We start from the raw sequence: 24,218 nt of genomic DNA, 5'->3' as shown, positions 1-24,218 counted from the left end.
CGCCGCCTCCTAGCACCTCACCGCCTGCGTGCGGAAGACCCGGTCACGCCGATTCTCTGCACGTTCCGCCGGTATCGTGCGACATCGTCGCAACCCCTTGATGTACCCAGTTCGGGGGTGCCATGCTCGCGCAAAACGCTTCGATGTAAGGAGAGTCATGCGTAGATTCCGCACCATCGCCGCAACATCGGCGATCGCGCTCGGGCTGACGGCGCTCGCCGCCGCACCCGCCAGCGCGTTCACCGCAGACGTCAGCCAAGACGTCGGCGAACAGGAATACGTGGTGCTGTTCGCCACGGGAACCTCCTCGGCGGCCGCCGAGGCCGCCGTCACCGCAGCCGGCGGCACGATCGTCACGCAGAACACCGATGTCGGCGTCGCGACCGTGCGCACGACCGACGCGGACTTCGCCGCCGAAGCGCTCGCCCAGGGCGCCATCGAGGGCACCGCGCAGAACCGCGTCATCGCCGACGTGCCCGACGAGGCCGTCAGCGGCGAAGAGGCGAAGAAGCTCGACGAGGCCGAAGCCGAGGTGCGCGCCGGCGGCGGCACGACCCCCGCCGCACCCGCCGCCTCCGCCGCCAAGAAGGGCAAGGGCGGCCAGACGCTCACCGCCGAGCCGCTCGCGCCCCTCCAGTGGGACATGCAGCAGATCGGCGCGACCGTCGACGGCTCCTACAAGGTCGAACGCGGCAGCAGCAAGGTGCTCGTCGGCATCCTCGACACCGGCGTCGACGGAACCCACCCCGACATCGCGCCCAACTTCGACGCGAAGAAGAGCCGCAACTTCACCGTCGACATCCCCGTCGACGCGAACGGCGACACGATCGACGGCCCCTGCGAGGACGAAGCCGACGGCTCCTGCGAGGACGCGGCGAACGTCGACGAGAACGGGCACGGCACGCACGTCGCCTCCACGATCGGCTCGCCCATCAACGGCATCGGCATCGCCGGCGTCGCCCCCGACGTGAAGCTCGTGAACCTGCGCGCCGGCCAGGACTCGGGGTACTTCTTCCTGCAGCCGTCGATCGACGCCCTCACCTACGCGGGCAAGATCGGCGTCGACGTCGTCAACATGAGCTACTACGTCGACCCGTGGCTGTTCAACTGCTCGAGCCACCCGGCCGACTCCCCCGAAGACCAGCAGGAGCAGCAGACCATCGTCAAGGCCATGCAGCGAGCGCTCGACTACGCGCGCTACCGCGGTGTCACGCTCGTCTCCGCGGCCGGCAACGGCGCGACCGACTACACGAAGGTCATCAGCGACGCGGGCAGCCCCGACTTCGCCGACGTCCCGGGTGAGGTCGCCTACACGCGCGACCTGCTCGACCCCGCCACCTGCACGTCGATGCCCTCCGAGGGCAAGGGCGTCATCTCGGTCTCGAGCACCGGCGAGTCCAAGCGCAAGGCGTACTACTCCGACTACGGCAACGGCTACGTGGATGTCGCCGCCCCCGGCGGAGACGTCTACGACACCGCGGGCAACACGCGCGACATCAGCAAGGCGATCCTCGCCGCGTACCCCCAGGCCCTCGCACTCGAAGAGGGCGCGATCGACGAGGCCGGCAACGTACTCGTCGACGGCGTCGTGAAGAGCTGCGACGCCGCGGGCACGACCTGCGGGTACTACCAGTACCTGCAGGGCACGTCGATGGCGTCGCCGCACGCCGCCGGCGTCGCCGCGCTCATCGTGAGCAAGTACGGCATCCCCGACCTCATCCGGGGCGGCAAGTACCTGCCCGCGTCGATCGTCGACGCGCGCCTGCGCCAGACCGCCGTCGACACGGCGTGCCCGACCCCGGCCGCGTTCACGTACACCCGCATCACGCCGGCGGGCTCGACGCTCACCGCGACCCACACCTGCGAGGGCACCAAGGCGCAGAACGGGTTCTACGGCAACGGCATCGTCAACGCGCTGAAGGCCGTGGGCCGGTAGCTCGCGGCCGACAGGCCGCGCGCCGGCAGGCCGTGCGCCGGCAGGCCGTGCGCCGGCAGCTCTGCAGCCCGCGCGGTCGCATCCTCAGGAAATCGGGCCCCATCCCCCCTCTCAGGGCGGGATGGGGCCCTTTTTCCTGAGTTCGAGCATGCGAAGCGGGCGGGGGTGCGGGCATGCGGGGGCATGCGGGGGCATGCGGGCGCGCCGGCCGTGCAGGACAGGCGCGTGGCGCGGGTAGCGTGTTCGCATGCACCTGAACCGCGTCCGCCTCTACCCCGTGAAGTCGTTCGGCGGGCTCGACGTGCGCTCCGCACGCGTCGAGCCGTGGGGGCTCGCCGCCGACCGGCGGTGGGCCGTGATCGACGAGACCGGCCGCACCGTCACCGCCCGCGAACGCAACCGGATGCTGGGACTCACCGCCGAGCCCCTCGCCGACGGCGGGGTGCTGCTCGGCAGCGCGGCATCCGACCCGCTCCGCGTCGACGTGCCGACGGATGCCGCGCCCGTCGCCGTCGGCGTCTCGCGCCAGGGCACCGCGCTTCCCGCGGGCGCCGAGGCCGACGACTGGCTGAGCGAGCAGCTCGGAGCGCCCGTGCGGCTCGTGTGGCAGCCCGATCCGACGGTGCGGACCGTGAGCGACGAACACGGCGGACACGACGGCGACCGGATGTCGCTGGCCGACGCCGGCCCGCTGCTGCTCACGTCCGAGGCATCCCTCGCCGCCCTGAACGCGTGGACCGACGAGGGCGCCCCCGAGCTCGACATGCTGCGGTTCCGCCCCAACGTCGTCGTCGACGGCGACGAGCCCTTCGCCGAGGACGACTGGGGGTTCGTGAGGCTCGGCGAGGTGCGGTTCCGCGTCGCGGCCGGATGCGACCGCTGCATGATGACCGGCATCGACCCCGTCACGCTGCAGCGCGGGCTCGAGCCGATCCGCACGCTCTCGAAGCATCGGCGCCGCGACGGCAAGACCTGGTTCGGGGTGCTGCTCGTGCCGCAGAACGAGGGCGAGATCGCCGTCGGCGACGAGGTCTCGATCGGCTGACGTCCGCGCGGGCCGACGCGCCCGTCGGGGTCAGTCGCCGAGTGCGGCCAGCGCCAGGGCGTACTTCTCGGCGAGGCGCGCCTGCGTCGCGTGATCGAGCTTGCGCAGGCGCCACGGCGCCGTGTTGTCGGCGATGTCGGCGAGCTTCACCGCACGGGCGACGGCGTGCACGCGGATGCGCGCGTAGTAGTCGGCGTCGGCGAGCCCCGGCGTGCGAGTCAGCACCTGCACGGCGTCGATGACCTCGTGCGAGACGCCCGCGCCGCGCAGCGCATCGGCGGTGAGCTCGGTGTCCTCGAGCACGTCGTGCAGCCACGCCACCGCGGCCTCGACCGGCTGGCCCACCGGGTCGAAGGCCTCGGCGACCCGGCCCGGGTGGTCGATGTAGGGCGCACCGTGCTTGTCGGTCTGGTCGCGGTGCGCGAGGTGGGCGATGCCCTGTGCGAGCCCGATCTGCAGGGCCTGCTCGTGCTCGACCGGCGCCGGCGAGGCGACCCGCGATGCGCGGGCGGCGGGGGCGGCCGGCGCGTGGGTCGGCGTCGAGGCGGGTGCGGCGGGCTGTGGCGCGGCGGGCGCGGCGGGCTGCGTTGCTGCAGGTGCTGGTGGTGCTGCCGGGGCTGCGGACGTCGGCGCGGACGCGGGCGCGCCGGGCCGAGCGGGCGACGCCGCGACGGGTGCGGGCGCGGACGGTGCGGCGGCCGCCGGAGCCGAGCCGGCCACCACCGCCTCGAACTGCTCGAAGGTCCAGTCGGCGTCGGATTCCATCGTCATCTCCACATCCTCCCCGATGTGCGTCGGTTCCCCGGCATCGGCCGGTTCAGGGGCGTCATCTTCGTTCGGCGCGGTCGTCGCCTCGACGGTCGTCTCCTCGTCGAGCGGATCGGCCTCGTCGAGCGAGGCATCCGCCTCCATGACGTCGTCGGGGGAGGCATCCACCTCCATGACGTCGTCGAGCGAGGCATCCGCCACCATGGCGCCGTCGGGCGAGGCATCCGGCTCCGCAAGGTCGTCGGTCGAGGCATCCGCCGCCGTGTCCTGGTCGGCGTCGACCGGAGCAGGGGCGCGCACCACGTCGAGGTACTCGGTCCATGCCGGATCGTCGCGCGGGTCGAAGCCGGCGACGGGCCTCGCGAATCCGAGTTCGTCTTCGAGCTCGACCATCTCGTCGAGGTCGAGCTCGTGCATCGACCGGATCTCGCTCGTGCGACGGACCTCGACGTAGCGCTCGGCGACCTCGGTCATGCGGGCGCCGTCGTCGGTCGCGAAGAAGCGCGGGCCCTCGTCGGCGCCGACCTCGACGATGACCTCCTCGTACTCGCCGCCCGGCTCGAGCGAGCACACGTGGTACCGGAACGGCCCGCCCTCGACCGCGCGCCGCTGCGTCGCCGTCGAGGCGCGCGCGGCCGCGCGACGACCGGGGGTCGCGTCGTCGGCGGATGTGCTCACTGGGGCTCCTGGCCGTGGGGGCGGTTGGGGCGGCGCCGAAGCGCAGTCCCGATCCTACGAGAGCGCCGCCGCGCGCGGGGGATCCCCCGCGGAATCCGCCGTCGCCGGTCGAGTCGCGACGCAGCAGGTTCGGGCTGAGGGCGACGCAGGAGCGTCGGTCGAGGAGCGACGCAGGAGCGTCGGTCGAGGAGCGACGCAGGAGCGTCGGTCGAGGAGCGACGCAGGAGCGTCTCGAGACCATGGCACCTGGGTCTCGAGACGGCGCCGGGGCGCCTCCTCGACCGGCGAGGCCGGGGCGCCTCCTCGACCGGCGGGGTCGCAGATGCAGGAAACGAGGAGGCATCCCCTCCTCACAGCGAGGATGGGTCCTCGTTTCCTGCATCTGGCGCGCGAGGGGTCGCGACGAGCAACGCAGAATCGCGTCCGTCGCGCGGGAGCCGCTAGGCTCGCCGACAGTGACACGGGGTGCCGCGCTGCGCGGCTGAGATCACACCCGTCGAACCTGATCTAGTTCGGACTAGCGAAGGGATGTCGCGATGAGCGATCGCGCGTACGTCGACCCTGCCCACCCGCCGACCCTGCTCGGCGCCGATCCGGGCGAGCCCGGCCCCGGCGAGCCCGCCGCCCCGCCCGGCGCACACCCGCCGGCGCGTGCCCGGCGCGCCCTCGCGGCGGCCTCGATCGGCACCGCGCTGGAGTGGTACGACTTCTTCCTGTACGGCACGGCCGCGGCGCTCGTGTTCCCGGCGCTGTTCTTCCCGGGCGAGGATCCGCTCACCGGCGTGCTGCTCTCGTTCGCGGTCTACGCGACCGGGTTCCTCGCCAGGCCGCTCGGCGGGCTCGCCGCCGGATACCTCGGCGACCGGTTCAGCCGGCGCACGACGCTGCTCGCCACGCTGCTCCTGATGGGCATCGCCACCGCCCTCATCGGGCTCCTCCCCACGTACGCGCAGATCGGGGCGCTCGCGCCCGCGCTGCTCGTGGGGCTCCGGCTCCTGCAGGGCGCCGCGACCGGCGGCGAGTGGGGCGGCGCCGTGCTGCTCGCGCTCGAGAGCTCCCCCGAGCACCGAGGGAGGCGCGGCGGGCTCATCCAGAGCGCGCTGTACCTCGGCCTCATCCTCGGCAACCTGGCGTTCGTGCTGCTCGTGGCGGCGCTCGACGAGGAGCAACTGCTCGCGTGGGGATGGCGCGTGCCCTTCCTCGCGAGCCTCGTGCTCGTCGGGGTCGGCGTGTACCTGCGCCGCAGGGTCGACGATTCGAGCGAGTTCACGGCGCTGCTCGAGCAGCGACGCACGTCGCGGCATCCGCTCGCCGACGCACTGCGGCAGCCGCGCAACGTGCTCGCCGTGTTCCTTGTACGGGCCGGGCAGAACACGACGTTCTACCTCGTGTCGGTGTTCTGCCTGAGCTACGCGGCCAGCCTGGGGTTCGAGCGGTGGGTGACGCTGACGGCCCTGCTCGTCGGCGCGGGCATCGCCGTCGTCGCATGCCCGATCTGGGGGCGCGTCGGCGAACGCGTCGGACCCGTTCGGTTGACCGTCGCCTCGCTCGGCGGGCTGGCCGTGATCGCCGTGCCCCTGTTCCTCGCGCTCGACACGGGATCGGCGGCGCTCGTCATCGGCGTCGTCGCCCTCGCGATCGGCGTGGTGAACGCGGCCGCCGACGGCGTGCAGCCGATGTGGTTCACATCGCTGTTCGACGCGCGCGTGCGCTACTCGGGCATCACGATCGGGCGCGAGGCCGGGGCGATCGTGGGCGGCGGCCTGACCCCGCTCCTCGCAGCCTGGCTCGTCGCGACGACGGGTCACTGGTGGCCGGTCGCGGCGCTCATGGTCGCGGGTGCAGTGCTCGGCATCGTCGGAGCGCTCATCGCCCGCCGATCACGGGAGCCGGTCGCGTAGCGCGGCGCATCGCGGCGCAGCGCGGCGGCCGAGGTCGAGGAGGGGTCTCGAGACGCTTCGCTCCTCGACCGGCGGAGGGTCTCGAGACGCTCCGCCCTCGACCGGCGGGCGGCCTCGAGACGCTCCGCTCCTCGACCGGCCGGCCGCTCAGCCGCGCGCGAGCAGCTCGAGGGTGTCGATGACGCGGTTCGAGAAGCCCCACTCGTTGTCGTACCAGGCGACGACCTTGATGTGGCGGCCGTCGACGCGGGTGAGCGCCGAGTCGAAGATCGACGAGTGCGGGTTGCCGGTGATGTCGGCCGAGACGAGCGGGTCCTCGGAGTACTCGAGCACGCCCGCGAGCGCGCCCTCCGCGGCGGCGCGGTAGGCGGCGAGCACGTCGTCGAGGCTCACGTCGCGCGACACGGTCGTGTTGAGCTCGACGATCGAGCCCACCGGCACGGGCACGCGGATCGAGTCGCCCGAGAGCCGTCCGTCGAGGTTCGGCAGCACGAGCCCGATGGCCTTCGCGGCGCCCGTCGTCGTCGGCACGATGTTCACGCCCGCGGCGCGTGCACGGCGCGGATCGCGGTGCGGGCCGTCCTGCAGGTTCTGCTCCTGCGTGTACGCGTGCACGGTCGTCATGAAGCCGTGCTCGATGCCGGCGAGGTCGTCGAGCACCTTCGCGAGCGGCGCGAGCGCGTTGGTCGTGCACGACGCGTTCGAGACGATCGAATGGGCGGATGCCTCGTACGCGTCGGTGTTCACGCCGTAGACGAGGGTGACGTCGGCGCCGTCGGCGGGGGCGCTCACGAGCACCTTCTTCGCGCCGGCGGCGAGGTGCGCCGAGGCGGCCTCCTTCGAGGTGAACCGGCCGGTCGACTCGAGCACGAGGTCGACGCCGAGCTCGGCCCACGGCAGGTTCGCGGGGTCGCGCTCGGCGAGGACCCTGATGCGGCGGCCGTCGACGACGAGCACGTCGCCGTCGACCTCGACGGGTCGGCCGAGCCGGCCGGCGGTGCTGTCGAAGCGGAGCAGCTGCGCGAGCGCCTTCGGGTCGGTGAGGTCGTTGACGGCGACGACCTCAAGGTCGGAGTCGCGCTCGAGGAGTGCGCGGAGGGTGTTGCGTCCGATGCGTCCGAATCCGTTGACGGCGATGCGGGTCATGGGAGGGGGTTCCTTTCGTCAGGGGCGGTACCCGTCAACGATGCTTCGCCTCGCCCGATCGCGGGAGTGGCTCGGACGACAGCTTGCGCAAGGTTCTCGCCAGAGACATCCCTCGCCGTGGGGCACGCCGCTCACGGTGCATTCGGTCCGTGGGCTGTCGATCCACGCCCCCTCCGCCCCCAGTCCGGGGGGCATCCGCTGTTTTCCTGCCGACGGGCGGCGGTCCGTCCGTAGGCTCTCGGGGAACCCTTGCCGAGACGTCGCGTCTCGCCGAACGCATCCCTATCCCGAAGGAACCCATGAAGCGCACCTTCCCCGCGTTGGTCGTCGCCGTGCTCGGCGCCGGCCTCGCCCTCGCCGGAACCGCAGCTCCGGCATCCGCCGTCACCGATTCGACGTCGAACCTCGTCGTCGGCACCTGCGACGCCCTGTCGATCGACCTGTCCGGCTACGCCGTCGAGCCCGGCGCCGAGGCCGTGTACACGCCCGGCGAGCCGGCGGTCGCCGAGGTCAGCCACACCGACTACCAGTACGAGCGTTGGACCTTGGGGTTCTTCACTGGCTGGCACGCGACCGGCGAGACCCGGTTCACCCACAAGTGGGTCGGCGATCGTGACATCTACGACTGGGGTTACTACAAGTACACGGGCGTGAGCAAGAAGCACGTCGACGTCGAGGGCAAGGCGGCCGTCGACCCCGTGCTGGTCACCCCTGCCGTGCCGGCGGATGCCGCGCCGAACACGGTGACGGTCGAGATCGACGGTGCGACCGTGGTCGACGCCGAGGCCTTCGGCGCCGACTACTCCGAGGCGCTCTCGCTCGCGAAGGGCACGCCCGGCACCGAGACGTACGGCCAGCACACCTACTCGGTGAGCGTGACCGCGTACCAGGGCTTCGGCGCGGAACCGACCACGAGCGTCGTCGCCGACGGCACGACCGCGTGCGCAACCGGCGAGTTCGCCGCCGCCGCGACGGTCGACACCGAGACGACCTGCGGCACCGCCGTCGTCACCCTCACGAACGACGAGCTGGTCGCCTCGAAGGTGAACGGCACCTACTCGGCGATCGTCTGGGTCGACGGCACGATGACGGACATCCTCGCGGTCTTCGAGAACAAGGACGAGTCGAAGAGCTACGCGTTCGCCGAGGACTCGGGCGATCACGTCGTCGAGGTCCGCACCGGCCCCGCGCACGGTGACGCCCTGCTCGCGTCGGCCACGGTCGACTCGAACTGCGAGTCCGACGAGGGCCCCGTCGTGCCGGCCACGTCGCTGACCGTCAGCGGTTCGCTGATCCCGGGCGGATCGATCAACGTCGCGGGCACCGGTTTCGCCGCCGACACCGAGTACGAGGTCGAACTGCACTCGACTCCGCAGTCGATCGCCTCGACGACCTCCGACGCCGACGGCTCCTTCTCGGCCGACGGAACGATCGCCACGGACACCCCTGAGGGCGAGCACGAGATCGTCGTGCTGCTCGACGGCGAAGAGGTCGCCTCGACGCCCGTGATCATCGGCGCGGCCCCGGTCGACGGCGGCGACGACGAGGGCACCGACGGCGAGGGCACCGACGGCGGCACCGCCACCGACGGCACCGACGGCACCGGCGGCGGCACGGATCCCGGGACCGACGACGGTGCCGCCCCCGCCGGCGACGACGCCGAGACCGGCTCGAGCACGACCGCGGGCACCGACACCGCGGCGGCCTCCGACACCTCGTCGGGCCTCGCCGCGACCGGGTTCGACGCGTTCCCGCTGGCCGCATTCGCGGCCGCGCTGCTCGCACTCGCGGGCATCGCCTTCGGCGCGCGCCGCGCGATCCGCGTCAAGGGCTGACGCACGCTCTCGTAGCGCACAGAAGCGGGCGCCCGGTGGATTCCACCGGGCGCCCGCTCCGTTGCAGAGGCCGATGCCTGCTGCGCGGCCTCTCGGGCGGCTCCCCCGGGCGGGGCGGATATCTCCTCGAAAGCCAGCGCTACATCGCTACATCCCTACATCGCTACATCGCAATGTCAGTGGTTGGTTGCAACGCAGGGTGCTGTGAGGTCGTCGTTGAGGGCTCGTGCTCGGGTGCGGTGGGTGAGACGGCCCGGCCGCCCCCAACAGCCACCAGACTCGCACCGGCCCAAGCCACCGACACTCCGCGGCTCAGCACCTTGCACAAGGTTCACGAAGCCCACTTTCGCCACCCAGACGTCGCGCCGGAGCGGGGAACAACGCATCGCAGATACCGGACCGGTGTGTCGCCTCCACGGGACTACGCACCATCCACGAGCCAGCACCTATGCGCTGGGCGGCGCGACCGAGGAACGCTCGACGAGGCGCGTGTCCAACGTATGCCGGAACGCGCCGTCCGGCTGCGAACGCGGGGCACCATCGATCAACGCAAGCAGCACCTCGGCGGCCCTGGTGCCGAGTGCGAGCATCGGCTGCTCGATCATCGTCAACGGTGGCTCCATCACGGCCGCCCACGAACTGTCATCGAACCCGATGAGCGAAACATCGGCAGGTACGCGGAATCCGGTGGCACGGATGGCGCGAAGCGCGCCGGTGACGGCGTCGGTTTCGGTGCAGAACAGGGCGGTCACGCGATCGTCGAGTCCCAGCATCCGCTCGACCTCGGCGATGGCCCGCTCCTCGGTCTTCTCGCCCACCATCACGAGATCCGCGTCGAACGGCAGCCCTGCGTCGTCGAGCGCGTCAAGATACCCACGGAGGCGCTCGCCGTCGGTCCAGAGGTTGCGCGCGGCCGCGTCGACCAGGTCGCGGCGGCGATCGGGTCGCCCGGCAATCGGTGGGCCCCAGACGAACCCGACGCGACGGTGGCCGGCGGCGATCAGCGCCGTGACGGCCTCACGCGCCGCCTCGCGGTTGTCGATGACGACGGCATCGAGTTCGAGGCCCGGCACTGCACGATCGACGAGAACGACGGGGATGCCCCGGGACCACGCCTCCGCGATGTGCGCGCTTGTCTTCGGGCCGAGCGCGGCCGAGGCGACGACGATGCCGTCGACCTGCTTGTCGATGAGCACGTGCATGGCCGCGATCTCCTCGTCGAGACTCTCGTGCGTGCTCAGCACGATAGTGTCGAACCCCCGCGCCCTCGACGCGTCGGAGATGCCGCGAACTACGCCTGCGAAGAACGGATTGCCGATATCGGCCACGATCACGCCGAGCGTATGGCTGACACCCGTCGACATGCTGCGGGCGAGCGCGTTGGCGCGGTATCCGAGCCGCTCGGCAGCGGCGAGCACACGCGAGCGGAGCTCGGGGCTGACGTAGCCGTAGCCTCCCAGGGTGCGAGCGGCGGTCGCACGGCCGACTCCGGCCTCGGCTGCAACTTCGGAGATAGTGGGAGGCGCGGATCGCTCGACCGTCATCGACCCGCCCTCCTTACGCCTCACCAGCTCACCACATGCTACTGGCGACGGCGTCGCCCACCGGGCGGCCCCGGCCGAAGGCTCCCTCGACGAAGCACTGCGTCAACGCTGCATCCGCCCCAGCCGCGAGTGCATGCGCGAGGGCCTCAACATCGGGGGGTGTACGGCGACTCCACCCGTCGCCGAACAGAGAGACAACGAAGCCAGCGAGGAACGCGTCGCCGCAGCCCATGGTGTCGACGAACGCCCCGGCATCGTCGATGACGCGGGCCGGCGCCTCTAGCCGAACCCGACCGTCGGACACGAGCGCCCCGTGGGTGCCACGTGTGCCGAGAGCGACAGATGCCCCGCGCTGCACGATCTCGTCGAGCAAGGCGCGCGCATCGGCGTCTTCGAGTCCCGAGCAGGAGACGAGCGCAAGGTCGAGATGAGGCGCCACCCGATCGAGGTAGTCGGGACTGCGGAATTCGGGCTCGCTGGACAGGTCGTAGCTCACAAGCACGCCGGTCTCGTGCAGTCGCGGCAGCTCGGTCTCGACGCCCGAATAGACGCTCGAGTGCACGAGATCGAAGCCGCTCGGTTGCGCGAGGCCGGTCTCGTCGAGCGTGACGGGCTCGCGCACCGTGACGCCCCCGCCGTTCCAGCCGAGAAAGACCCGGTCGCCGTCGTCGACCCGCAGCGTCGAGACGCCTGTCTCACCGTCTCGAACGATGCTGCGCTCGGTCGAGACCCCTTCGGCCTCGATCGCGGCACGGAGGAACACCCCTAGCTCGTCACTGCCGAACACGCCAGCATAGGATGCCTCGACGCCCAGCCGGTTCGCGAACACCGCCACGTTGACGGCGTTGCCGCCCGGGTAGTCGATCCCCCTGTCGAGGAAGCGGTCGACGATGTTGTCCCCGAACCCCAGTACTCGCATGAGCTCTCCGATCCCAGTTCTCCGCGCCGCTGCCTTGCGACGCTCGGCTGCGGCGAGACCGGGCTCGAGAGCCCGGTCTCGCCATTCGCACGCAGTGCGCGCTCAGTACTCCATGACGCGGTAGTAGCGCCGAAGGTCGAGCGAGTGCCCGCGTACGCGCTCGAGGTGCTTGCTCACGCGGCCCATCACGGTGTCGAGCACGATCGGCGCGATGAGCGCCCGGTTCTCGGGGCTGAAGCCGTCGAGCGCGTAGTCGCGCGTATCGAAGACGGACACGTCGTTCGAGATGCGCTTGACGAACGACTCGGCACGATCGGTGATCGGGCGGGTCTCGTCCTCTCCCTGGAATACGATGACTGCGGTGTCCTCCTCGAGCAGCTCGAGCGAGCCGTGGAAGAACTCGGCGCTGTGCACGCGCGTAGTGCGCAGCCACTGCATCTCCTCAAGGATGCACATCGAGTACAGGTAGGTGAACCCCCAGAGCGGCCCGCCACCGATGAGGAAGTAGTAGTCGGTGTCCTTGTGGGCCTCTGCGAACGCCGCGGCGACTGGCTCGGCCTGTTCGGCAGCGACGACGAGCGCGTCGGGCAGCTGCTCGAGCTCATCAGCGAGCGAGGGATAGCCGTCGAACTCGCCACGCCGGTGCAGGATACGGCCGACGAGCAGAAGCAGCTGCATGTCGAACGGCCATGTCTTCGGTTCGGAGATGAGCGCGTGGTCGACGTTCAGGGCGATCGGCGAGGTCGCGTACCCGGTGAAGGCGACGGTCTTCGCCCCGAATCGCTGCACGTACTCGAGCGCTCGGATGACGTCATCGGTGGTGCCCGTGACCGAGGTCACCACAACGAGCGTGCGCTCGCCGAGCGACGCGTCGCCGGACTCGATGAGTTCGGCAGCAATCGCCGAGCGCACCGGGAGCACCGACTTCTGGCGTGCGAGGAATTCGTACGGCCACATCTGGGCATAGGTGCCGCCCGCGCCGACGAGAAGCACGTTGTCGATGCCCTCGTCGAGCAGTCGGTCGACAAGCTCCTCGATTCTGGGGCGGAGCCCGACGGCACTGGCCGTCTGGCTGCGGAATTCGGGCTCCTTGAAGCCGAGCATTCGGTTGTCCTTTCGAGTGGGATCACTGCCGGCCGGCAACTATCAATGTGGTACCGGTATCAGATGGCGCCAATGCTGACACGATGCATGCAGGGCCGTCAACTCCTTTCGCAAGCATGGTGAAAAGTCCCATGTACTTCAAGGCTTGCTCGCACAGTGAAAGTGCGGAATCAGGCACGGAAGACTGGCACGAGGCGGCCGGTAGGGAAATTGGGACTGGTACCGGTATCAGGTTTCCTGTACATTCGGCTCCCAAGTCAGCACCGAGGTACCAACGGCGGATCGGTGGGCGCCCGGCGCCGTCGATCCCCCTTCGAGTTCCACTCCTGAGAAGAGGTAGACCATGCACGCACGCAGTCTCACCGCGGCCGCGTTCGCCGCGGCCACGGCCCTGGCGCTCGTCGGCTGCGCCGGCGGCGAGCCCGCTCCCGCCGCCGACGTCACGGCGGAGCCCGAGTACTCGGGCACGCTCAGTATCCTCACGAAGTTCGCCGGCGAACCTCTCGGCCCGTACTTCGAGGACATCGCCGCGGCTTACGAAACCGAGCACCCCGACGTAAATGTCGAGCTCATCCAGGAGACCGACCAGTCGGTGAAGGACAAGACCAAGACGCTCACCGCGAGCGGCGCACTGCCCGACATCTACTTCACTTGGACCGGCGACTGGGCCGAGAACTTCATCACCGGAGGCCTCGCCGCCGACCTCAGCGAGGTCATCGCCCCCGGCACGGAATGGGGTGACCGCTTCGGCCAAGCCTCACTCGACGCCTTCGCGATCGACGGCAAGTACTACGGCGTCCCGCTCTACAACAACGGCAAGTTCATGGGCTACAACACGGCGGCCTTCGCCGAGGCTGGCATCGAGGTGCCTACCACGTTCGAAGAGCTGATCGACTCGTGCGGCCCGCTCCGCGACGTCGGATACGAGCCGATCGCCTTCGGCAACAAGGACGGCTGGCCGGCACTGCACTACCTGCAGCAGCTCTTCGCGTATAACGTGCCGACCGACGTGCTCCACGCCGACTTCGACCCCGCCACGGCCGAGTGGACTGACGCGGGCTACCTGACCTCACTCGAGCAGTTCAAGACGCTCGTCGACGACTGCACTAACAGCGGCACGGGCACCAACGGGGTGCTGTACACGACCGCTCAGGAGGCACTCGCCGGCGGCCGGGCGGCCATGTACTACCAGGAGATCCTCGAGTTCGACACGGTCACGGCCGAGGGCAACGCCCTGACGCCCGACGAGTTCGGCATCTTCCAGCTGCCGGCCCCCGAGGGCGCGCCGGGCGACCCCGGCGCGATCGAGGGATCCCCCGAGGGCTACCTCATCAACGCCAAGTCACCGCGAGCGGCCCTCGCGGTGGACTTCATGAAATACGTGACGAACGACGAGAACGCCAAGACCCTTTCGTCGCCGCCGTACGGTCAGCCGAGCACGGTCGTCGGCGCCGTCACCGAGGAGACCTCGAGCAGGGCCGTGTTCGAGGGCATCACGAAGGTCAACGAAGCCTCGCAGATCGTGATCTGGCTCGATACCGTGACCGTTCCCGAGGTCGCCGACGCCTGGCTCGCCGGCGGCGAGGCGATCATCAGCGGAAGCTCCACGCCCGAGCAGGTCATGGAGAGCGTGCAAGGAGCGAACTCATCAGCACAGTGACCACGAAGGGGTCGGCCGCGGCCGGCCCCTTCCTCTCCACAGACACCACGGCCGTGGTGCTCGGCAGGAAGGCGCGCAAGGGCCGGCCTCGGGGTCGGCCCGCCGGCGCCTCCCGTCTGCGCCACCTCAGAGGCTTCGCCTGGGTGCTGCCCGCGATCGTCGTCATCGCGGTGTTCGTCTACCTCCCGCTCGTCCAGAACTTCGGGTTCTCCACGATGGAGTGGGACATCTACAGCGGCACCCAGACGTTTGTCGGCCTCGACAACTACGTCAAGCTCGCGGGCGATCCGGTCTTCTGGACCTCGCTCGGCAACAACGTGCTCTACGCCGTGCTGTCGATCGTGTTCCAGGTGGCTGGCGCCCTGGTGCTCGCCGCGCTCATCGAGAGCCTCCGCAGCACCCGCTGGCGCAAGTCGCTGCGGGCGATCTATTTCGTTCCGTCGGCGATCTCGCTCACGGTCGCCGGTCTGCTCTTCTACTTCATCTACGAGCCGAACCTCGGCCTACTGAACCACGTGCTCGATGCGATCGGCCTCGGCGCACTCGCCCAGCCGTGGCTCGGGCAGGAGAGCACCGCGATGGTCTCGATCATCGCGATGAGCCAATGGCAGGGCTTCGGATACTCGACCCTGCTGTTCGCCGTCGCGATCCAGCGCATCCCGTCGGAGCTGTACGAGGCCGCCTCTCTCGACGGCATCGGTCCGATCCGCCGCTTCTTCCACGTGACCATGCCGCTTGTGCGCGAGATGACCGGCCTCATGATGATCGTCACGATCTCGGGCGCGTTCCAGGTGTTCAACGAGGTCATGGTGATGACCAGCGGCGGCCCCAACAACTCGACCCAGGTGCTCGGCACCTGGCTGTACCGCAACGGGTTCGTGCGGAACGACTTCGGCTACGCGGCAGCGATCGCCACCGTGCTCTTCGTGATCACACTCGCGATCGCCGTCGCTCAGCTCTGGTACACCCGTCGCAGAAGGGTGGAATGGTGACCGCCACAACCGTGAACCCGAACGTCAACCCCGCAGCCGGACGCTCCAGGAACCCACGCGTGTCGCACATTGGATTCCTCGGCATCGTCGGCCGGGTATTCATCTGGTCGTTCCTTCTCGGCCTCGTCGTCGTGGTGGTCTACCCGCTGCTCTGGATGGTCATGAACGGCTTCAAGACCAACACCGAGCTGTTCGGCAATCCGTTCGCGCTGCCGCTCGACTGGAGCTGGGAGAGTTACGTCAACGCTTGGAATCGTGGCGTGAGCGGTTACCTCGCCGCGAGCGTGCTCGTGACCGTGACGTCGACCATCACGACGGTGTTCATCAGTGCCTGGGCGGCCTACGGCCTGACCCGCGTGCGACTTCCGTTCGGCGGTGCCACCGCAGGGTTCATTCTCGGCGGGCTCATGCTCGCCCCCACGGTGGCGCTCGTGCCACTCGTGAAGATGTTCCAGTCGATGGGGCTCTACAACACGTTCTGGGCGCTGCTCATTCTCTACACCGCGTTCCGCATCCCGTTCACGACCTTCCTCATCCGGGCGTACATGATAGACCTGCCGCGCGAGGTCGACGAGGCGGCAGAGGTCGACGGCGCGAGCCGGTGGACGGCGTTCTGGCGCATCATCCTGCCCATGTCGAAGCCGATCATCATCTCGGTCGTGATCCTGCACGTGCTGTTCTCGTGGAACGAGTACCTGTTCGCGATGGTGTTCACGAGCGGCACCGACATGCAGACGCTGCCGGTCGGACTCACGAGCCTCATGAGCAAGCACGGCACCGACTACCCCGTCGTGTTCGCGGGGATGGTCATTGCGGCGCTCCCGGTGGTCGTGCTCTTCTTCATCTGCCAGCGATACTTCGTCAAGGGGCTCTCCGAGGGCATCGGCAAATGACGGATGCCACGACCGAGTCGCGTGCCGCGAGCGGAACGGATGCCGTGCCGAGGGCTCACGTCATCGCGGGCACGCCAATCACCCTCGGCCAGGTCACCGGGTCGAACTTCGCGTATCAACACCGGCCGCTCGTCGAGTGCTTCGACGACCTCGCCGAGCTCGGCCGGACGCACGTGGAGCTGTGGGGCATCGCCCCGCATTTGCACGTGCCTTGGGCGAGCGACGCCGAGGCACGGTGCATCCGGCGCCTGGCCGCGGATCGTGGGCTCTCGATCGTATGCTTCACACCCGAGCAGGTGATGTACCCCGTGAACGTCGCGTCGCCCGACACGCGGCTTCGCGCGGCGAGCGTCACGATGTTCCGCCGGGCGGCCGAACTCACGGGCGAACTCGGCGCCACCCGACTGTTCCTCACTCCCGGCCGCGGGCTCGAGGGCGCGCCGCGCGACGAGGCGTGGCAGAGATCGGTCGACGCGATCGGTGAAATCGCCGGGTACGCCGGTGCGCTCGGGCTCGACTGCGTGCTCGAACCGTTGCAGCGCGTGGAGTCGAACCTTGTGAACACCGTCGGCGACGCGGCGCGGATGCTCGCGGACGTCGCCGCGCCGAACCTCGGCGTAGCGCTCGACACGGTCGCGATTTCGGTCGCCGGTGACGACGTCGACGCCTACTTCGATCGGCTCGGCGAGCGCGTCCGACACGTGCACCTCATCGACGGCGCGCCGGCTGGACACCTCGCGTGGGGCGAGGGCGAACTACCCCTCGCACGGATCCTCGCCGACCTCGGCCGACATTCCTACGCCGGCCCGATCACGGTCGAGCTCTTCGGCGACGGGTCGTACTCCCTCGATCCGAAGCCCGTGCTCGCCCGCTCGCTCGCGATGATCGAAGCCGCCCTCGAGACCTCCGCCACCACCTGATCGAATCAGCCACAACCTAAGGACCTCCATGTTGAACTTCGATCCAGAGCGCTTCGTCGATATCCAATCCTCCGCGGTCGGACTCGCCGACCGCATCGACTCCCTCGTGCGCGAGCGGCTCGACGCCGGCACCCACACGGTGATCTTCGCCGGATCCGGCGGCGCCGGCATCTTGATGCAACCGGCCGTGCGCGTGCTGCAGACCCGGTCACGACTGCGTGTGCTGCACGAGATGCCGGCCGAGCTCGTCATCACTGGGTCGGTGCACTTGGGACCGAAGACGCTCGTCGTCATCCCGTCACTGTCGGGCACGACCGCCGAGAGCATCGAGCTGCTGCGGTTCGCGCGCTCGGCGGGCGCCTTCGTCCTCACGCTCACCGGGCATGCCGCGACACCGCTCGCGCAAGAAGCGGATGCGAACCTCACGAGCTTCGCCGCAGATGACACCTCCAGCGAGACGTTCACAGTGCAGGCATTGCTCATCGCCCTGTCGATCCTCGACTCAGTCGACGACTATACCGAGGCGCGCCGCCTACGATCCGACCTGGCTGGCCTTCCCGGCGCGTTGCTCGGCATCAAGCGCAGGTTCGAAGAGCGAGCCGCAGAGCTGGCGCAGATCATCGCAGGCAGCGACTTCCACATCATCACTGGGGCGGGCGGCAGTTGGCCCGAGGCGTTCTACTACGGGATGTGCATCCTCGAGGAGATGCAGTGGATCCGCACACGCCCCGTTCACGCAAGCGACTTCTTCCACGGCACCCTCGAACTGCTCGAGTCCGGCGTGAGCGTGATCGCGCTCAAAGGCGAAGGCCCGGGGCGATCCCTCGTCGAGCGCGTCGAAGCCTTCGTGCCGAGCATCACCGACACGCTCACGGTCATCGATACCGCGGACTTCGAGTTGCCTGGGTTCTCTCCCGAACTGCGTGCGCTGCTCGCACCCACACTGCTCGCGACCGCGCTCGAGCGGGTTAGTGCCCACCTCGAGGTGCTGCGCGACCACCCACTCAGCACGCGCCGCTATTATCGCCGCATCCAATACTGAGGCGACGAGGGATGCCCCGCACCGCAGCCGTCGTCGGCGACAACACGATCGACGAGTATCTGGGGGCCGAGCCCGGCCGCTTCGTCGGCGGCAACGCCCTCAACGTTGGCGCGCAACTTGTGGACGCGGGCGTGCCGACCGCGTACCTCGGCGCCATCGGGACGGATGCCGCGGGGCGGGTAATCGCTGAAGGCATCCGTCGTGCGGGACTCGATCCCTTGCATCTCGTCACACGGCCGGGCACCACCGCAATGACACGCATCGACGTGCAGCCCGACGGCGAGCGGGTCTTCGTCTCCGAGGAGTTCGGTGTCACCGCCGACTATGCCCCCGATGCGGATGCGATCGCCGCCATCGACGGCGTCAACTGGGTGCACCTCGGCATGCTCGGCGATGCCGGCGCCGTGCGCGAGGCGATGCACGGCGCCTGGAACGACGCCCGCGGTCACGTGGATGGATTCGTTCGACCGATCATCAGTCAGGACTGCGCCGTATCCACGGGATACGCGGGTCTCGACGTCGCGTTCGGCTCGGTCGGCGCTGGGCCCGTCTCGGAGGCCATGGGCGTGGCCGAGGAGGCGATGCTCGCAGGCGCCTCGCTCGCGGTGGTCACGCGCGGGGCCGTCGGCGCGCTCGCCTTCGACGGCTCACGGTGGTGGTCACAGGCGGCCGCGCCGGCGCGCGTCGTGGATACCACCGGCGCCGGCGATGCCTTCATCGCGGGATTCATCGCCGCGCGCCTCCGCAATCGACCGGTCGCCGAGGCGTTGTCGGCTGCAGCCGAGCGCGCGGCGCGCACATGCGAGCACCGAGGTGGATGGCCGGCCGCACGCACCGAAGCCTGACGCCACACCACGAGACGCGACGAGAACCCGTGCCATCGACGTCTTCCCGGCTCAATGCGCGTTCGAGCCGTAAGAAGAGGACGATAGTCGGCAGGGACTCCGAAGTGCCGCGACCACGACGCGCGCTACTTTTGCAGCACGGGCGCCCAGGCCCCCGTCCCGACGGCGTCGGGCAGTACTTCGATGCTGAACCGTTCCGGACGGAACGAGGCGAGCACCGGCGACGGACGACCGGTGATGATCTCCTCGGCGAGCAGTTCGCCCAAGATCAGCCCCAGCGTCGCGCCGGAATGCGTGAAGAGCGTGGACAATCCCTCGATCGACGGAACCGGACCGACGACCGGGTCGCCATCGCCCGGGATCGGCTTCAGCCCGGCGCCGACACGATCTGCCGTCAGCTGCGGGTTGCCGGCGAGCACCCTCGACGCCTCGTCGAGCAGGCCTCGCACTGAGGTTTCGGGCACGGTGAGCGAACCGTCGTCACCTACGACGACCGACTGCTCCGCCCAGTCTGCGTCGAGCACGAGCCGGCCGTCGGGTGTCGGCCTCACGGCGACGCGCGGCGTGTTCAATACGGTGGTCACCTCGACGGGCGCCGGGTCGGTGAACAGAACGAATGCGGCCGGCGTCGCATCCGGAATCGTTACACCCAAATCGGCGAGCTGCCCCGGCACCGCAGGTCCGGTCGCGAGCACGACCTCATCAGCCGCCAGCCTTGTGCCGTCGCCCAAGACGGCTCCGACCGCGACGCCGTCCCGCACGTCGACACGCACGTCGCCAGCGTGCTCGAGAACACGAGCGCCATTCGTACGTGCCTCTTCGACCAGGGCGGCAATGAGATCGGGCAGACTGACCCAGCCTTCACCAGGGTTGAATATCGCGCCCTCCGCGGCAACTGCGGAAACATCGACGTCAGGCGCGAACCTTGCCACATCGGCGGGTTCGACCCACACCGCGTCATACCCGTTCGCCCGCTCGAATGCGTACGTCTCGCGGTAGCTCTCGCCATCGCCGGCCCACTTCATGGCGCCGTCGAAACGCAGATAGGTGCGGCTCTCGGGATGACGTTCAGCCCACGTGCGGTAGCGATCGAGCGCCAGCAGGCGCAGGTAGTGGTACTCGGCCGAGCGGTCGCCCGACGAGTTCAGCCAGGCGATCGAACGACCGGAAGCGCCATCTGCCAGCACTCCGCCGGTGGCCAGCGTCACCTCCGCGCCTCCTCTCGCGAGATGCGCGGCAGTCGATGCTCCGAGGATGCCGCCACCGATGACGACGACGTGCTTCGATTCGGTTCCAGTCATGTTCAGTGTCCTTCTCGTGTTCTCGATTTGTGTGCGCGCTCGATGAGCTCGAGCACGGCGACAGCATCGGCCGGATCTACCGGCAGCGGCCCTTCACCGTGGATCGCCGATGCGAGCAGCCGATAGAACTCGCCGTAGTCGCCGCGCTCCATCGGTAGAGGGCGAGCCTCCCCGTCGACGCCGAGCACGCCCCAGCGCGCCTCCGGTGTCTCGCCGAATCCGCGATCGCCGGGCAGGGCGCCCGCGATGAGCGCCGGCTCCTGACCATCCAGGCCCCAGCTCGTGTAGCCGGCACGCGAGCCGAGCACGTGGAACCGCGGTCCGGACTGTGGGGCGATCGCACTCATCCAGAGGTGAGAACGCACGCCGGAGTCGTGGCGGAGAGCGAGGAAGACGTCGTCGTCAGCCGCGGCGGCATCGCGACGTCGGTCGACCTCGGCGGTGAGCTCCGCAACCGGCCCGAACAGCTGGATCGCCTGATCGATGAGATGCGTGCCCAGGTCGTAGAGGATGCCGCCGCCCTCGGCGGCGGTGGCTGCGGTCTTCCACGAAGCGGACGGCTCCGGCTGCCACCACTCGAACCGTGACTCGAACCGCCGGACCTGACCGAGATCACCGGACTCGACGAGTCGCCGCAGGGTGCGGAAGTCGCCGTCCCATCGGCGGTTCTGGAACACGGTGAGCGTGCGTCCGAGCCGTTCGGCGAGCGAAATGAGCTCGCGGCCCTCGTCGGCGCGGACCGCGAACGGCTTGTCGACGACCACATCGAGTCCGGCCTCGAGCGCCGTGGCGGCCAGCGACGCATGCGTGCCGCTCGGCGAGCCGATGACCACGAGGTCGAGTCGGTCGGCGACGGTCCACAGCTCGCCGACGCTCGCGAGCACTTCGACCCCCGGATGCCTCGCCAGCGCGGCCGCCCGGCGCGCGGAGTCCGCGGTGACGATGACGTCGAGCGTGTAGGCGGGGTCAGCGTCCAAGAACGGGGCATGGAACACCCGTCCCGACGTGCCGAAGCCGATGACGGCCGTGCGGATCGGCGGTGACGCGGGTGCGCGGCTCTCAGCCGCGGCAACCGTTCGGCTCGAAGCATCCGTCATCAGAGCACCTCCGAGAGGAATCGCCGCAGTCGTGGGCTCTCGGGGTGGTCGAAGATCTGGTCGGGGGTCCCCGCCTCGACGACACGGCCCTCATCCATGAAGACGACTTGATCTGCCACCTTCCTCGCGAAACCCATCTCGTGCGTGACGACGAGCATCGTCATGCCCCGCTGCGCGAGGTTCGCCATGAGGTTCAGCACCCCCTTGACGAGCTCGGGGTCGAGTGCGCTCGTCGCCTCATCGAACATCATGACCTCGGGATCCATCGCGAGGGCACGGGCGATCGCCACGCGTTGCTGCTGGCCGCCAGACAGGTCGCGCGGCCGGTGGTCGGCGCGCTCGGCGAGGCCCACCTCATCGAGGCGAGCGGCGGCGACACGGGCCGCTTCCTTCTTCGACATTCCCTTGACGTTGCGCAGCGCGAGCGCGACATTGTCGAGCGCGGTGTGGTCCGGGAAGAGATTGAAGTGCTGGAAGACGAGGCCGATTCGACGGCGCAGCACATCGGGTTTCAGGGCGAGCGCATCGTCATCGGCGAGTCGCACCGAGCCGGACTTCGGCTCGTGCAGCCGGTTCACACCGCGCAGGAGCGTGGACTTGCCCGATCCCGACGGGCCGATGATGCAGGTCGTGGTTCCGGGCGCCACGGTGAGCGAGACGTCCTTCAGGACTTCGATGTCGCCGTAGGCCATGGTGAGACCCTGAAGTTCGAGACTCGAGCCTTCGTAGAAGTGGCCGTCGGTGACAGGCACAGGCGAGGTGTACGTCATGTGTTGCTCCCGTAGGTCATCGCGGTCGTGGAGTTCTGGTTCTGCTCCTCGACCTCGTCGAGTCCGGACTTCGGCGGAGTAGCCTTTCGTCTACCGGTCCGGAACCGGTTGTCGAAGTAGTTCACGAGGTGGGTCAACGGCACGGTGATGACGAGGTAGAAGAGTCCGGCCATCACCAGCGGCGAGAGGTTGCCCGTCAGCACAGCTGCGTCCTGGCCGACACGGAACAGTTCGCGCTCGGATACAAGCAGCCCGAGGAAGTAGACGAGGCTCGAGTCCTTCACGATCGCGATGAACTGGTTCACCAGTGCCGGCAGCACGCGACGTACGCCCTGTGGCACCACCACCAGCCGCATCGCCGAGCCGTAGCTCATACCGAGCGCACGACAGGCCTCGAGCTGGCCACGTTCGACGCTCTGGATGCCGGCGCGGAAGATCTCTCCCATGTATGCGGAAGCGATGAGACTGAGCGCGAGGATGCCGAGGGGGTACGGCGATGGGCCGAACAGCTGCTGACTGAACCGAGCGAAACCCTGACCGATGAGCAAGATGGTGAGGATCGCCGGCAAGCCGCGGAAGATGTCGGTGTACACCCTGGCGGGAATGCGCAACCACCTCGTCTTGGAGATTCCCATGATCGCGATGACCATGCCGAGCACGATTCCGATGACCGTCGCCCAGATCGAGATCACGAGCGTGTTCACGAGGCCGACGCCGAGCAGTTGCGGGAAGACCTGCCACATCGCGTCGAAATCGAAGAACGTCTTGATGATGTTGTCGAGCCAGTCCATGTCAGTTCCTGGTCCTGTCGTTGTGGGTGCACCGCGGCTGAGCGAGGGCGGGTCGGAACATCCCGTCCGCCCTCGCTCAGTGCGCTATTCGGACTCGGTCTCCGCAGGCGCCTCGGTCTGCTCGGCCGAGGGCAGGTACTGGTCCGGCATCGGCGAGCCGGGGAACCACTTCTCGTAGAGCTCCTTCCAGGTGCCGTCCTCCATTGCGGCATGCAGCGCTTCGTTCAGCGCGGCCTGGAACTCTGGCTTGCCCTTCGCGATCGCGAACCCCGCCGGCGCGTCGAACGAGGGGATGTCGATCGCGTTCTCGAGACCGAACTGCTCGGCGTACTGCTTAGCGGCCTCGTAGTCGAGGAAGTGGGCATCGATGCTACCGCTGTTGACGGCCGAGATTGCGGCGTTGTTGTCCGGGAAGCGCACCAGTTCGGTCTCCGTGAAGTTCTTCACGGCGTATGCCTCCTGAAGCGTGCCCTGCACGACGCCGAGACGCTTCCCTGCGAGGTCGTCGACGTCAGAGATCGCGGCTTCGGGGCTCGACATCACGGTGAGATATCCGGCGAGATATCCATCGGAGAAGTCGACGGTCTGCTCGCGCTCTTCGGTGATGCCGATGGCGGCGACGCCCACGTCGAACTGACCGTTCGCGACCGCCGAGAGCAGCCCGGAGAAGTCCTGCCCGGTGAAGACGACGTCTTCGATGCCGATGCGCCCTGCGACGTCTTCGAAGAGTTCGACGTCGAACCCGGTGAACTCACCCGACTCGTCGGTGAAGGTGTAGGGTTTCGCGTCGCCGAGACTCGCGACGCGGATCTGCCCGGGCGTGATCAGACCGTAGACGTTCTCCTCGGTTTCGCCCGACGAACTGGCTGCTCCCGAGGAGCAGGCGGCGAGCGCGACGATGGATGCCGCAGCAGCGGCGGCCACGACGACACTGCGGATGGTGGTGCGGACGTTCACGATGGTCCTCTCGTTGGATCCGGTCTTGTTGAGACCGGTCTCAATCGCGTATGTTGAGACCGGTCTCAATTCGT

At 69.0% G+C, this 24,218-nt stretch carries 20 protein-coding genes and 1 riboswitch; of the genes, 10 read left to right on the top strand and 10 right to left on the bottom strand.

Going from position 1 to position 24,218, the window contains the following annotated elements; all coding sequences use genetic code 11:
• The first annotated feature begins 157 nt into the window (after positions 1-157).
• Entirely contained in the window at positions 158-1,936 is a 1,779-nt protein-coding gene (locus tag GQQ92_RS10675; RefSeq protein WP_156999246.1) for a S8 family peptidase, read from the top strand.
• Between the two features lie 247 nt (positions 1,937-2,183).
• On the top strand, positions 2,184-2,981 hold the full coding sequence (locus tag GQQ92_RS10670) for an MOSC domain-containing protein (RefSeq protein ID WP_156999245.1): 798 nt from the start codon (positions 2,184-2,186) through the stop codon (positions 2,979-2,981).
• Positions 2,982-3,011: 30 nt separating this feature from the next.
• On the opposite strand, the gene GQQ92_RS16805 is transcribed toward GQQ92_RS10670, so the two are convergent.
• Positions 3,012-4,427, bottom strand: coding sequence for a hypothetical protein (locus GQQ92_RS16805; protein ID WP_232057639.1), 1,416 nt, complete (start codon positions 4,425-4,427; stop codon positions 3,012-3,014).
• A gap of 451 nt (positions 4,428-4,878) precedes the next feature.
• Positions 4,879-4,973, top strand: a riboswitch (TPP riboswitch).
• Here GQQ92_RS16805 and GQQ92_RS10660 point away from each other — a divergent pair.
• Complete coding sequence (locus GQQ92_RS10660) at positions 4,964-6,328, top strand: MFS transporter (RefSeq protein ID WP_156999244.1); 1,365 nt, start codon at positions 4,964-4,966, stop codon at positions 6,326-6,328. Its footprint overlaps the riboswitch before it by 10 nt.
• A gap of 147 nt (positions 6,329-6,475) precedes the next feature.
• On the opposite strand, the gene gap is transcribed toward GQQ92_RS10660, so the two are convergent.
• Positions 6,476-7,474: a type I glyceraldehyde-3-phosphate dehydrogenase gene (gene gap, locus GQQ92_RS10655; RefSeq protein WP_156999243.1), complete on the bottom strand. Its 999-nt coding sequence runs from the start codon at positions 7,472-7,474 to the stop codon at positions 6,476-6,478.
• Between the two features lie 299 nt (positions 7,475-7,773).
• On the opposite strand from gap, the gene GQQ92_RS10650 reads away from it, so the two are divergent.
• Positions 7,774-9,309 carry a hypothetical protein gene (locus GQQ92_RS10650; RefSeq protein WP_156999242.1) on the top strand — a complete coding sequence of 512 codons (1,536 nt, stop codon included), beginning with the start codon at positions 7,774-7,776 and terminating at the stop codon, positions 9,307-9,309.
• A gap of 446 nt (positions 9,310-9,755) precedes the next feature.
• On the opposite strand, the gene GQQ92_RS10645 is transcribed toward GQQ92_RS10650, so the two are convergent.
• The 3 genes from GQQ92_RS10645 to GQQ92_RS10635 form a co-directional block, all read right to left on the bottom strand.
• The gene (locus GQQ92_RS10645; protein WP_156999241.1) at positions 9,756-10,853 is read right to left on the bottom strand and encodes a LacI family DNA-binding transcriptional regulator; all 1,098 of its coding nucleotides are present in this window, start codon (positions 10,851-10,853) and stop codon (positions 9,756-9,758) included.
• Between the two features lie 28 nt (positions 10,854-10,881).
• On the bottom strand, positions 10,882-11,772 hold the full coding sequence (locus GQQ92_RS10640; protein ID WP_156999240.1) for a PfkB family carbohydrate kinase: 891 nt from the start codon (positions 11,770-11,772) through the stop codon (positions 10,882-10,884).
• 102 nt (positions 11,773-11,874) lie between these two features.
• Positions 11,875-12,876: an SIS domain-containing protein gene (locus GQQ92_RS10635; protein WP_156999239.1), complete on the bottom strand. Its 1,002-nt coding sequence runs from the start codon at positions 12,874-12,876 to the stop codon at positions 11,875-11,877.
• 343 nt (positions 12,877-13,219) lie between these two features.
• Between GQQ92_RS10635 and GQQ92_RS10630 the strand changes: the two genes are divergently transcribed.
• The 6 genes from GQQ92_RS10630 (at position 13,220) to GQQ92_RS10605 (ending at position 19,228) form a co-directional block, all read left to right on the top strand.
• Positions 13,220-14,536, top strand: coding sequence for an ABC transporter substrate-binding protein (locus GQQ92_RS10630; protein ID WP_156999238.1), 1,317 nt, complete (start codon positions 13,220-13,222; stop codon positions 14,534-14,536).
• Positions 14,533-15,528: a carbohydrate ABC transporter permease gene (locus tag GQQ92_RS10625; protein WP_232057638.1), complete on the top strand. Its 996-nt coding sequence runs from the start codon at positions 14,533-14,535 to the stop codon at positions 15,526-15,528. Before GQQ92_RS10630 ends, GQQ92_RS10625 begins: the two co-directional genes overlap by 4 nt.
• A gap of 59 nt (positions 15,529-15,587) precedes the next feature.
• Positions 15,588-16,421, top strand: coding sequence for a carbohydrate ABC transporter permease (locus tag GQQ92_RS10620; protein WP_232057637.1), 834 nt, complete (start codon positions 15,588-15,590; stop codon positions 16,419-16,421).
• Complete coding sequence (locus GQQ92_RS10615) at positions 16,418-17,341, top strand: sugar phosphate isomerase/epimerase family protein (protein WP_156999236.1); 924 nt, start codon at positions 16,418-16,420, stop codon at positions 17,339-17,341. Before GQQ92_RS10620 ends, GQQ92_RS10615 begins: the two co-directional genes overlap by 4 nt.
• 232 nt (positions 17,342-17,573) lie before the next feature.
• A complete protein-coding gene (locus GQQ92_RS10610) occupies positions 17,574-18,383 on the top strand; it encodes an SIS domain-containing protein (RefSeq protein ID WP_232057636.1) in 810 nt (269 codons plus the stop codon).
• A gap of 11 nt (positions 18,384-18,394) precedes the next feature.
• A complete protein-coding gene (locus GQQ92_RS10605; RefSeq protein ID WP_156999234.1) occupies positions 18,395-19,228 on the top strand; it encodes a PfkB family carbohydrate kinase in 834 nt (277 codons plus the stop codon).
• Between the two features lie 125 nt (positions 19,229-19,353).
• Here GQQ92_RS10605 and GQQ92_RS10600 read toward each other — a convergent pair whose 3' ends face one another.
• The 5 genes from GQQ92_RS10600 to GQQ92_RS10580 all read right to left on the bottom strand — a co-directional run bounded on the left by GQQ92_RS10600 (position 19,354) and on the right by GQQ92_RS10580 (position 24,144).
• Positions 19,354-20,529 (bottom strand): NAD(P)/FAD-dependent oxidoreductase, encoded by a 1,176-nt coding sequence (locus GQQ92_RS10600; RefSeq protein ID WP_156999233.1) that lies wholly within the window; start codon positions 20,527-20,529, stop codon positions 19,354-19,356.
• Between the two features lie 2 nt (positions 20,530-20,531).
• Positions 20,532-21,626 (bottom strand): Gfo/Idh/MocA family protein, encoded by a 1,095-nt coding sequence (locus tag GQQ92_RS10595; protein WP_156999232.1) that lies wholly within the window; start codon positions 21,624-21,626, stop codon positions 20,532-20,534.
• On the bottom strand, positions 21,626-22,396 hold the full coding sequence (locus GQQ92_RS10590) for an amino acid ABC transporter ATP-binding protein (protein ID WP_156999231.1): 771 nt from the start codon (positions 22,394-22,396) through the stop codon (positions 21,626-21,628). The genes GQQ92_RS10595 and GQQ92_RS10590 overlap by 1 nt, the downstream gene beginning before the upstream one ends.
• Positions 22,393-23,187, bottom strand: a complete 795-nt coding sequence (locus tag GQQ92_RS10585) for an amino acid ABC transporter permease (protein ID WP_156999230.1) — start codon at positions 23,185-23,187, stop codon at positions 22,393-22,395. Before GQQ92_RS10585 ends, GQQ92_RS10590 begins: the two co-directional genes overlap by 4 nt.
• An 84-nt stretch (positions 23,188-23,271) precedes the next feature.
• Positions 23,272-24,144 carry an ABC transporter substrate-binding protein gene (locus tag GQQ92_RS10580; protein WP_156999229.1) on the bottom strand — a complete coding sequence of 291 codons (873 nt, stop codon included), beginning with the start codon at positions 24,142-24,144 and terminating at the stop codon, positions 23,272-23,274.
• Positions 24,145-24,218: the final 74 nt, after the last annotated feature.

The sequence above is a fragment of the Agromyces terreus genome (genome assembly GCF_009749465.1).
GTDB classification, from domain to species: Bacteria; Actinomycetota; Actinomycetes; order Actinomycetales; family Microbacteriaceae; genus Agromyces; species Agromyces terreus.
Note: the sequence above shows the minus strand (reverse complement) of the source record. Positions and strands in the feature narration are given on the sequence as shown.